This is a genomic window from Mesorhizobium sp. M8A.F.Ca.ET.181.01.1.1, from assembly GCF_004792025.1.
Lineage (GTDB): Bacteria > Pseudomonadota > Alphaproteobacteria > Rhizobiales > Rhizobiaceae > Mesorhizobium.
The window spans coordinates 62,983-73,552 of the sequence record NZ_SRTV01000001.1; the positions used below are offsets into that span (position 1 = coordinate 62,983).

Here is a 10,570-nt window from a genome sequence, read left to right on the forward strand (position 1 = left end):
GGATGCGGCTCGAAAAAACCCCGCGGGAGCGATCCCGCGGGGTTTTTCATGCGGGCCAAGGGACGGACGATGGCCGGCAGGACCGGCCATCCACTCAACCCGGTTACTTCAGTTCGAAGGTAACGGTGACCTGGACATTGTAGGCGTTCTCGCCGGCCTGCACCGGCGCTGCCCCGGCCGCGGCGTCGAAGGCTTTGGCGTTGATCGGCATCGGCGCCGGCCTGATGTTCTGATCCGTGATCTCGAGCACCCGGCCGAGGCTGACGCCGGCCGCCTCGGCCAGCGTCCTGGCCTTGGCCGTGGCGTCGGCGACAGCCTTCTTGCGCGCCTCGGTGACGGTGGCCGCCGGATTGTCATTGGTGAAGGCGATGCCGCCGCCCTGGTTGACGCCGAGCGACACCGCCTTGTCGAGGACCTCGCCTGTCTTGTCGACGTCGCGCACGCGCACCGAAAGCGTATTGGTCACCTGATAGGCGATGAGTTCGGCCTCCTGGCTGCCGTCGGGCTTGTTGGTGTAGTTGTAGCGGGGGTTGATCTGGATGCCCGCGGTCTGCAGGTCGCGATCCTTGATGCCTGCGGCCTTCATCGCGGCGATCACGGCGGCCATGGCGTCATTGTTGGCGTCGAGCGCGGCGCGCGCCGTCTTGGCTTCGCGCATGACGCTGAGCGTCAGGATCGCCAGATCGGGAGCCACGGTTGCTTCGCCCTCGCCGGAAACGATGATGCGGGGCGGCGTCGGCAGATCGGTGGCTCCAGCCATCGCCGGAAAGGCGATTGCAGCGGCGAGCGCGAGGGGCAAAAGATGTTTGGTCATGAAAATCTCCTTGGTCTGCGATCAGGTCGCAAGGGTCGCGTAGAGCGCGATTATGGGTTGATTTGGGCGATCTGCGAAAGCCCGCCGGTAAAGCCTTGTGCGGCGATGCGAAAAACATTAATCCAGCCCGCGTGGGGCCTGTAGCTCAATGGTTAGAGCCGGCGGCTCATAACCGCTTGGTTGGGGGTTCGAGTCCCTCCGGGCCCACCAAAAGTCTCATTCAAGTAGTTGATTTTGATAGATATTTCAGAGGCGGCCCACAACGTGGACTCGAACCCCTCTTTCTGACCAGAACTACCCGGCGATTTTCCTTGCGATCTCGGAATCGCTTGGTCATTAAGTTCACCTTCGCCGTTTCCTGAAGCAGACATCGTCGGAGACTGCGTTTCTAGGTCGCGAGAATGTTGGCCCTTTCTTGGTCGCGTCTTACAAAACTGCGCCACCCGCCATAGGCGGAGATATCGGCGGCGTCAGTCAGGCCGGCGGTTTCCACCAAAAACCCCTTGGCTGCGCTGCCATCCTCGAGTTCGATCGTTCCTACGCCCAGCGGTGGGGGGATGGCGGCGACGAATCGTCCGAACGCCTCCGGACCCAGCCGCCAGACCTCGACGTCTATTCGCATTCCATCCCTGGAGACCCGGACAAGGCCCGGCTTGGGCACGGATTGGCCGGCAAGCGCGTAGAGCCGGTAGGCAGGTGTGGTTTTCGTTACTCTCGAGAATTGGGCGCCTAGGTCCCTTAGCTGACCGTTGAGCGGCATCCCCGACAGATGCGCGCCGACCACCACCAGATCAATCGTCTGGTCCTGTGCAACGTTGCCAGGCAAGGCACTCCCCGGCTGCGCCCAGCCGGTCGCGCCGAGCGGAAGAGCGCTCATGGCATGAACGTCGCGCGCGAGCGACGCCGTGAGCCAATCCTTGCCTACCATACCCAGCAGGGTCACGCTCATCGGCAGCCCATCGTCGCGCTTGCCGGTCGGCACGGCGATGCCGCACATATCGAGCAGATTGACGAAATTTGTATAGGTACCGAGCCGACTGTTGGTGGTGATCGGATCGGCAAGCACCGCCTGGAGAGCGTAATGCGTTGGTGCCGTCGGCACACAGAACAGGTCGACAGAGGCGATGATCGGGGCGAGCTTGGCCTTGTAGGCCTGAAGCGCATAGAGGCCGTTGAAGGCATCGGCCGCTGACAGGCCGCGCGCGCCGCCAATGATTTTGCGCGTTACCGGATGCATTGCGGCTTCGTTAGCGTCCATGAAGTCGCGGATCGCCGCGTAGCGTTCGGCAACCCAGGCTCCTTCATAGAGAAGATTTGCGGTGGCGTAGAAATCGGCGAACGGAATTTCGACCAGCCGGCAACCAAGCTTTTCCAGCAAGCCAAGCGCCGCCTCAAAGCCCGTCTGCATCGATGCGTCGCCGAAGAATTTCAAATCCGCCTTCTGCGGCACGCCGACCGTCAGCACGGGTGGGCGAGCGGAAAGCGCCGGCACCTTGATGGCGCGCGAATAGGCATCGGCCGGGTCCTTGGCCGCCGCCACGCCGTACACTGCGTAGGCATCGTCTACGGTGAGCGCGAATACCGAGATGCAGTCGAGCGTACGGCAGGCTGGCACAACGCCGGCGGCCGAAAGCGCGCCGACCGTCGGCTTCAGCCCGACGATGTTGTTGAGACCGGCGGGGATGCGGCCGGACCCGGCCGTGTCGGTGCCTAGCGCGAAGGAGACGATGCCGCGCGCCGTCGCAACGGCGGATCCCGAAGAGGAGCCGCCGGGCACCAGGCTGGCATCGACAGCGTTCCTCGGGATCGGATAGGGCGTGCGCACACCGACCAGACCGGTGGCGAACTGGTCGAGATTGGTCTTGCCGACCACCAGCGCCCCGACAGCCTTCAGCCGCGCCACCACGGTTGCGTCCTTGTCTGGTATGTAGGCATATTCGGCGCAGGCGGCGGTTGTCGGCATGCCGGCGACATCGATGTTGTCCTTGACCGCGAACGGCACGCCCCACAGAGGCTTGGCCACCGGATCGAACGGCCCGAGCTGTTTCGCCTGCGCCAGCATCTCTGCCTTGGCGGCGAGATGAATGAAGATGCCGGGATCGTCAGCCGCCTCGATGCGGGCGTGAACTGTATCGACCATGTCAGCGACGCTGACGCCGGCCGCATAGGCGGCGTGCAGGCTGCCAATGTCGAAGTGGATCTCGCTCATGTGGCCTCCCCTAGAATGATCACCGGCAGGTCCCATTGGATCAGCACGACGCAGCCGTCCTTGGTCCACACCGAATGCTCGGTCCCGACCGGGTTCAGGATGACGCTTCCCGTGGGATAGTCGCCATTCTCGTCGCTCTGCGTACCCTCGAGCACGACGATGGTTTCAAGCCCGACATGGCGGTGGCGCGGTACGCCGGCGCCGGGCCGGTAGTCGAGGATCGCCACCGACGGCTCGACCGGTCCGCCCTTGAGCAGCCAGTGCACCGTGATGCCTTCGCGAAAAGGCTCGAACGCCAGCCCGCGCCAGCCGCCATCGATCAGGCCGGCAAAACTCAGATTAGCCATCGGCAAGTCCCTGCAGCACCTGATCGGTCGTCGCCGTCCAACCGACGATGGCGCCCTGCGCGCGGATCATGGCGATGGCCGCCGCCTTGAACTCGGGGAAATAACTTTCCGTCGCGTCTTCGGCGAGCAGGCACTCATAACCGCGATCGTTGGCCTCGCGCATCGTCGTCTGTACACAGACCTCGGTGGTGACGCCGGCGAAAACCAGTTGCCGAGCGCCGAGCCGCTTCAGTTCCTCATCAAAACTGGTCGCGTAGAAGGCGCCTTTGCCCGGCTTCTCGATGACGACCTCGCCGGGCAGCGGCGCCAGCTCGTCGAGGATCGCCGTTCCCGGCTCGCCAACGATCAGCACGCGGCCCATCGGCCCGACATCGCCGATGCGGATCGACGGATTGCCGCGGTCGCGCTTGGCAGGCGGCAGGTCGGAGAGGTCAGCCCGGTGGCACTCCATGGTGTGGATCACCGGCAGGCCGGCGGCACGGAACCCCTCGATCAGTCTCTTCACCGTCGGCACGATCGCGGTGACCCGGCTGACATCGTTGCCGAGGCTGGCGCCGAAGCCGCCCGGCTCGGCGAAATCGCGCTGCATGTCGATGACCACCAGCGCCATCGTGTCGGACTTGAATGCAAATGCAAACGGCTGCGCATCGATTTCAGCCATCAATGATGTCCCGCCATATGTTCGCCGATGGTCTGCACGCTCGCCTGCGCGATCGGCGTTTCGTAGACCAGCGCGCCGTCCGACATGACGAAGATGCGGTCCGACAGTTCCAGCAGTTCGTCGAGGTCCTCCGACATCAGCAGCACGGCGGCCCCGGCATTGCGCGCCTTCATGATACGGGCGCGGATCTCGGCCACCGCCGAGAAGTCGAGGCCGAAGCATGGGTTGGAGACGATGAGCAGATCGACCCCGCCGGTCAGTTCGCGCGCCAGCACCGCGCGCTGCACATTGCCGCCTGACAGCGAGGCGATGGGCGACGACAGCGATGCGGTCTTGACCTTGAACTGTTCGACTAGCCTGGCGCTGAAAGCACGGATCGCACTGGCATTGATCCAGCTCACCGGTCTGCCATTGCCGTCCATGTCGAAGGTGCGAAAGGAGATGTTCTCGGCCACGGTCATTTTCGGCGCGCAAGCATTCTTCAGCGGCTCCTCGGGAATGAGCCGGACATTGAGCGCGCGCGCCTCGGCCCGCGTCGCTGCGTAGGTGGCGCCGCGCACCAGCACCTCGCCGGCCTCGCGCGGACGCTGACCGGCCAGCACTTCCAGAAATTCCTTCTGGCCGTTGCCGGAAATACCGGCGATGCCGACGATCTCGCCCGATCGCACACCGAGATCCTCGATACGGATCGACTTCAGCCCGGTGCGGTCAGGCGCCTTCAGCGATCTGACCTTCAGCACGATCTCGGCATCGGGTTTTGGCGCCGCACGGCTGTCAAGGGCAGCGATCGGCTGGTCGCCGATCATCATCGCGGCCATCGTTTTATGGTCCAGGTCGGCGACGCGGCCGGTTCCCGTCAGCTTGCCCTTGCGCAGCACGCTGACATCGTCGGCGAAGGCGGTCACCTCATGGAATTTGTGCGAGATCATCAGCACGGTGAGGTCGCCGGCTTTCGTCATGTCGCGCACAAGCCCCAGCACCTCTTGCGCCTCGCCGGGCGTCAGCACCGAGGTTGGCTCGTCCAGCACCAGGAAGGAGCGGCCAAGATAAAGCTGCTTGACGATTTCGAGCTTCTGCTTTTCGCCAGCAGCAAGCTCCGCCACCTTGACGTCGAGCGGCAGCTTGAACGGCATGCGCTCCATGAACACGGCAAGGTCGCTGCGCTCCTTGCGCCAGTCGATGATGCCAGGAACCTTCTCGCGCGAGATGACGAGGTTTTCCGCCCCTGTCAGCGACGGCACTAGGGTGAAATGCTGGTAGACCATGCCGAGCCCAAGCGCCGAAGCGTCGCGCGGACTGGCGATTGCCACCTCGCGGCCGTCGACCACCATGTCGCCTGATGTCGGGTGATAAAAACCCATCATGCATTTGACCAGCGTCGACTTGCCGGCGCCATTCTCGCCAAGCAGCGCGTGAAAGGAACCTGCCGGCACTTTCACCGACACGGCGTCCAGCGCGGTGAAGCCGCCGAAGCGCATGGTCATGCCGATGGTTTCGACGCCGACGGCTTTTCGGACGCTGTCGCTCATCGCGGCCTCCTCATGGCAACTGAGCCACGAGCGCCGTCGAATTCGACACCGTGCCGAAGACGCCGCCTTGCATCTTGATCATCTTGATCGCCGCCAGATGGTTGCCGTGGTCGGTCGCCCCGCAGCAATCCTCCAGCATCATGCATTCATAGCCGCGGTCATTGGCCTCGCGCATTGTGGTGTGCACGCAGACATCCGTGGTGATGCCGGTCAGTACGATGTTCTCGATGCGGCGCTGGTTGAGGATCAGCTCCAGGTCGGTGGCGCAGAACGAGCCTTTGCCAGGCTTGTCGATGATCGGCTCGCCCTCGATCGGGTAGAGGTCGGGGATGATGTCCCAGCCCGGCTCGCCGCGCACCAGGATGCGCCCGCACGGGCCGGCATCGCCGATACCGGCATTGATGCGGCGCGAACGCCAGCGCTTGTTGGCCGGCAGGTCGGCGAGATCGGGCCGGTGCCCCTCGCGCGTGTGGATGATGGTATACCCCTTGGCCCGCATCGCCGACAGCACCGCCTTGATCGGTTCGATCGGCGCCCGCACCAGCGATAAATCGTAACCCATATGGTCGACATAGCCGCCTGGCCCGCAGAAATCGGTTTGCATGTCGATGATGATCAGCGCCGTGTTGTCGGGCCGCAGGTCACCATTGTAGGGCCACGGATAGGGCTCGGCATCGATGGTGTGCTGGGCAATCTCGGCTCTGGCGTTCATAGGCAAAACTCCAGTCATTTGGTGCCAAGTCTCATTTGGTGATCGACAATTCGCCTGGCGCGCCGGCAAGCGTTCGTGTCGGCGAGGAGGTGACGATCATGATGATGAGGGTGAGGATGTAGGGAGCGGCGTAAAACAGGTAGTAGCCTTGCGTGACGCCGACCGATTGCAGCGCCGGGCCGAGCGCGCCGGCTCCGCCGAACAAAAGGGCCGCGGCAAAGCAGCCGAGCGGGTTCCAGCGCGCGAAGATGACCAGCGCCACCGCCATCAGGCCCTGGCCTGACGAGATGCGCTCGGTCCAACTGCCGGGATAGTAGAGCGATAGGTAGGCGCCGCCGATGCCGGCCAGCGCGCCGCCGACGCCGGTGGCGAGCAGCCGCACCGTGTCGGGGTTGAGGCCCATGGCGCGTGCTGCATCGGAACTGTCACCGACGACACGCACTATGAGGCCGGCGCGCGTGTTGCGGAACGCCCACCACAGTATGACGGAAAGCACCGCGCCGATCAGGAACAGCACGTTGACGTCGAGCGCCGCCTGCACCTGCGGGATATCGGACCAACCGCCGAACGGAATGGCCGGCAGGTTGGGCGCCTTCGGCTTGATGAACGGCTTGCCGAAGAAGAAGGCGAGGCCCGAGCCGAACAGCATCAGCGCGATGCCGATGGCAATGTCGTTGACCCCACGAAATTTGCAGATCCAGCCATGGAACAGGCCGAAGAACAGGCCGGCGAAAGCTGCGGCAAGCAGGCCGAGCCACGGCGAGTTGGTCATCACCGCGACCGCATAGGCGGTCATGGCGCCGAAGACGAGCGTGCCTTCCAGCCCCAGATTGATGCGGCCGGAACGCTCGGTGATCGCCTCGCCCAGCGAGACGAAGATGAAGGGCGTCGACACGCGGATGGCGCCGCCCAGAATGGCCAGCGGCACGCCCCAGAGGCCGATCTCGGTCGCGTCCATCAGGAGGCCCTTTTCCAGAGGTCGGGATTGAAGGCCTTGAAGCGGCCGTAAAAGGTTTCGCTGAACAGGATGACGATGAAGATCATGCCTTGCAGCACCAGCACCGTGGCGTCGGGCAGGTCCATGCGGCGCTGGATCAACCCGCCCGAGGCGTCGATGCCGCCAAGCAGGATGGCGACCGGAATGATGGCCAGCGGGTTGTGGCGGGCGAGGAAGGCGACGAGGATGCCGGTGTAACCATAGCCGGCGGCGAGCGAGGCATTGGCGCTGCCTTGCACGGCGGCGACCTCCAGCATGCCGGCAAGCCCGGCGAAGCCGCCCGCCAGTGCCGTGAAGCCGACGATGAGCGGTCCGACGGCCAGCCCCTGCACCTGTGCCGCGCGCACATTACCGCCGGCGATGCGCGCGGCAAAACCCCAGCGGGTCTTTTCGATGAGCACCCAGGAGAGAACGCAGGCGACCACGCCAACGACCAGCCCCCAATGCACGTCCATGCCCGGAATGTTGCCGATGCGGTAGATGTCCGCCAGCGGCTGGGTCGAAGGTTTGTTGAGCGAGGCCGGGTCGCGCAGCGGCCCTTCCACCAACTGGTTCATCAGCGCGATGGCGATGTAGGCCATCAGCAGGCTGGAGATGGTTTCGTTGACGGCCCGGTAGTGGCGCAGCGCGCCGACGGCACCGATCCAGATGCCGCCGGCGGCCATGCCCGCCACGCCCATGGCAAGAATGACGATTGACGATGGCGAGCCGCTGAGCGCCACGCCGATGGCAGCAGCACCAACGCCGCCCAGCACGATGGCGCCCTCACCGCCGATGACGACGAGGCCAAGCCGCGCCGGGAGTGCCACGCAGAGCGCCGCCAGAAGCAGCGGTGCGGCCCGCGACAGCGAGTTCTGGATCGAGAACCAGGAGCCGAAGCCGCCCCGCCACATGGTCTCGTAGAGCAGGATCGGCGACTTGCCGACCAGTGCGATGAACAGGCTGAACAGCGCCATGCCGACGACAAGTGCTGCGAGCGGAATGACGAAGGCTTCCGCCCGCCGCGCGATCCATTCCAGCACCGGAGGATATCCCCTGGCGCCGAAGAGTGCCGGCATGCCGGCCCCTGTCACCGTGTCCACCATCGTCCCACCCCCAGATCAGGCGGTCGAGCCGACGACGCCCTCGACCAGATAGTCCATGCTTTCGAGCTCGATCGCTGTCTCCGGGAAAGCCTGCCCCGCGGTGGCGACGACGGCGCCCTTGTTGCTCTTCAGCGGTCCCTTGATGACGGCGAAGCCGCCCTTCATCATTTCAGCCAGGGTGGCGTCGAACTGCTTGCGGCCTGCTTCGCCGACGGCGGGCCCTAGCGGGCTCATCTTGACGAAGCCGTCGGCAAGGCCGCCACGCGTGAAGTTCGGCAGCGGCGTGCCGGCGACGAGATCGTCGACGAACATCTTGTAGACCTTGGCCCAGTTCCACTCGGCGCCGGTGAGATACTTTTCGGGCGCCAGCGGGCTCTGGTTGGCATGGTAGCCGCAGACGAAAGCGCCGCGCCCGGCGGCGGTTTCGACCACCACTTTCGGGCTGTCGACATGGCAAGTGATGACGTCGGCGCCTTGGTCGACCAGCGCATTGGTGGCTTCTGCTTCCTTAACCGCCAGAGACCACTCGCCGGTGAAGATGACCTGGCAAGTGATGGTCGGATCGACCGAGCGCGCGCCGAGCAGGAAGGAGTTGATGTTGAGCAGCACCTGCGGAATGGGCTTGGCCGCGACGAAGCCGAGCTTCTTGGTCTTTGAGGTGTGGCCGGCGACAACGCCGTTGAGATACTGGCCCATGCCGATATAGCCGAAATAGGAGCCGGCATTCATCGGGTGCTTCGCCTTGTCCCACATGCCGCCGCAATGGCGGAACTGCACGTTGGGGAATTTCGCGCACATGGCCAGCATGTGGGGGTCGAAGTAGCCGAAAGAGGTCGGGAAGATCAGCGAGGCGCCGTCGAGATTGATCATCGATTCCATCGTCTTCTGGACGTCGACCGTCTCCGGTACGTTCTCCTCCTCCACGACGGTAATGCCCTCGATGGCCTTCAGCGTCGCCGCACCCTCGGCATGCGCCTGGTTGTAACCATAGTCATCCTTCGGCCCGACATAGATGAAGCCGACGGTGGCGCTGGCGGCAAAGGCCCTGCTGACGGGAAAGGCCGCGGACGCAAGCCCGAGTGCCGCTCCGGCGGCGGAGGTCTTGAGCAGCTGGCGGCGGCTAAGCAAGAATCGGTCGGTCATTTCTTATGCTCCCCTGTAGGACCTTTTCCGGGTCGGTTAACGCCTTCTCAAGAAAGTGCATGCAATTGCTATGCCAATCCAGAAATTAAAATTTACCCAATAAAATCAGTAATAATATCTTTTGGCATTGCACAATCGAAAGGCAACTGCATGCACTTTTTGCCTTGAAATCAGACAATTTGACAGGAAGATTAAAACATAGGCATACAGGGTACGACTGAGTCGGAAGCGGACTTTCGTTCGGCCGGTTCATGGTCTGGAAATGAAAACGGAGGCTTGGAGGAGGCGTGTCGGGAAAGCGCAGCTTGGTCCGATTGGGAACGACCGTTGATCAGATGGTGAGGGCCATCGGCGACCGCATCGTCACCGGCGTACTGCGCCCTGGTGAAAAGCTCGACGAAACCTCGCTTGCCGCCCGCTTCGAGGTGTCGCGCACCCCTGTGCGCGAGGCGCTCGGACAGCTAAGCGCCATGGGTCTGGTTGAAAGGCGACCGAACAGAGGCGCCATCGTCGCCGTCGTCACCCAGGAATATCTCACCTCGATGTTCGAAAGCATGGCTGAACTTGAAGGCATATGCGCGCGCTTCTGCGCCGAGCGCATGACCGTCAGCGAGCGCCGCGCGCTCGAGGCCGAGCACGAGGCCTCGGCACGGCTGGTGCGGCTGGGCGCCGAGGAAGACTATGAATATTTCAACACCGAGTTTCACAGCCGGCTCTATCGCGGCGCTCACAGCACGCACATCTATGAGCTGACAGCGACGACGCGCAGCCGTCTTGCCCCTTTCCGGCGTGCCCAGTTCAGGTTGGCCGGACGCCTTGCCAAATCCTGGCAGGAGCATGACGCCATAGTCACCGCGATCCTGCGTGGCGACAGTGCCGCTGCGGGGGCGGCCGCAAAGGACCATGTCGCAATCGTCAGCGTGGCAAGCGCAGTTTTTGCCGTCGGTGAGCAGTCAAGTGGCCCAAGAGCAGCAACGCCATTCGCCGCCACCTTATCAGGCAAATGACCTGAGCTTCTGAGGCTCATCCACTTTCGAGTATGTTGGCCCCTGAGGCCTGCTCACAAGCGGCAT

At 63.8% G+C, this 10,570-nt stretch carries 10 protein-coding genes and 1 tRNA gene; 2 read left to right on the forward strand and 9 right to left on the reverse strand.

The genetic code is table 11. The annotated features are described in order from the left end of the window. Positions 1 to 103: 103 nt before the first annotated feature. On the reverse strand, positions 104 to 814 hold the full coding sequence (locus EN824_RS00355) for an SIMPL domain-containing protein (protein WP_127276910.1): 711 nt from the start codon (positions 812 to 814) through the stop codon (positions 104 to 106). Between the two features lie 134 nt (positions 815 to 948). Here EN824_RS00355 and EN824_RS00360 point away from each other — a divergent pair. Next, a tRNA-Ile gene (locus EN824_RS00360) sits at positions 949 to 1,024 on the forward strand. A 178-nt stretch (positions 1,025 to 1,202) separates the two neighbouring features. Here the strand turns inward: EN824_RS00360 and atzF are convergent. The 8 genes from atzF to EN824_RS00400 are packed head-to-tail and all read right to left on the reverse strand — an operon-like array spanning position 1,203 to position 9,497. Continuing rightward, positions 1,203 to 3,023: an allophanate hydrolase gene (atzF, locus tag EN824_RS00365; RefSeq protein ID WP_135920872.1), complete on the reverse strand. Its 1,821-nt coding sequence runs from the start codon at positions 3,021 to 3,023 to the stop codon at positions 1,203 to 1,205. Continuing rightward, positions 3,020 to 3,370, reverse strand: a complete 351-nt coding sequence (locus EN824_RS00370; RefSeq protein WP_135931666.1) for a cupin domain-containing protein — start codon at positions 3,368 to 3,370, stop codon at positions 3,020 to 3,022. Before EN824_RS00370 ends, atzF begins: the two co-directional genes overlap by 4 nt. Beyond that, positions 3,363 to 4,031 (reverse strand): cysteine hydrolase, encoded by a 669-nt coding sequence (locus EN824_RS00375; RefSeq protein WP_127870082.1) that lies wholly within the window; start codon positions 4,029 to 4,031, stop codon positions 3,363 to 3,365. Before EN824_RS00375 ends, EN824_RS00370 begins: the two co-directional genes overlap by 8 nt. Next, positions 4,031 to 5,560: an ABC transporter ATP-binding protein gene (locus EN824_RS00380; RefSeq protein ID WP_135931667.1), complete on the reverse strand. Its 1,530-nt coding sequence runs from the start codon at positions 5,558 to 5,560 to the stop codon at positions 4,031 to 4,033. Before EN824_RS00380 ends, EN824_RS00375 begins: the two co-directional genes overlap by 1 nt. Positions 5,561 to 5,570: 10 nt before the next feature. After that, positions 5,571 to 6,272 (reverse strand): isochorismatase family cysteine hydrolase, encoded by a 702-nt coding sequence (locus tag EN824_RS00385; protein ID WP_127870084.1) that lies wholly within the window; start codon positions 6,270 to 6,272, stop codon positions 5,571 to 5,573. Between the two features lie 31 nt (positions 6,273 to 6,303). Beyond that, positions 6,304 to 7,230, reverse strand: coding sequence for an ABC transporter permease (locus EN824_RS00390; protein ID WP_127278475.1), 927 nt, complete (start codon positions 7,228 to 7,230; stop codon positions 6,304 to 6,306). Next, a complete protein-coding gene (locus EN824_RS00395) occupies positions 7,230 to 8,354 on the reverse strand; it encodes an ABC transporter permease (RefSeq protein ID WP_135882352.1) in 1,125 nt (374 codons plus the stop codon). Before EN824_RS00395 ends, EN824_RS00390 begins: the two co-directional genes overlap by 1 nt. A 15-nt stretch (positions 8,355 to 8,369) precedes the next feature. Beyond that, entirely contained in the window at positions 8,370 to 9,497 is a 1,128-nt protein-coding gene (locus tag EN824_RS00400) for a BMP family ABC transporter substrate-binding protein (protein WP_127278477.1), read from the reverse strand. A gap of 335 nt (positions 9,498 to 9,832) precedes the next feature. Here EN824_RS00400 and EN824_RS00405 point away from each other — a divergent pair, with 335 nt between their 5' ends. After that, positions 9,833 to 10,504: a GntR family transcriptional regulator gene (locus EN824_RS00405; RefSeq protein WP_135931668.1), complete on the forward strand. Its 672-nt coding sequence runs from the start codon at positions 9,833 to 9,835 to the stop codon at positions 10,502 to 10,504. Positions 10,505 to 10,570 lie beyond the last annotated feature (66 nt).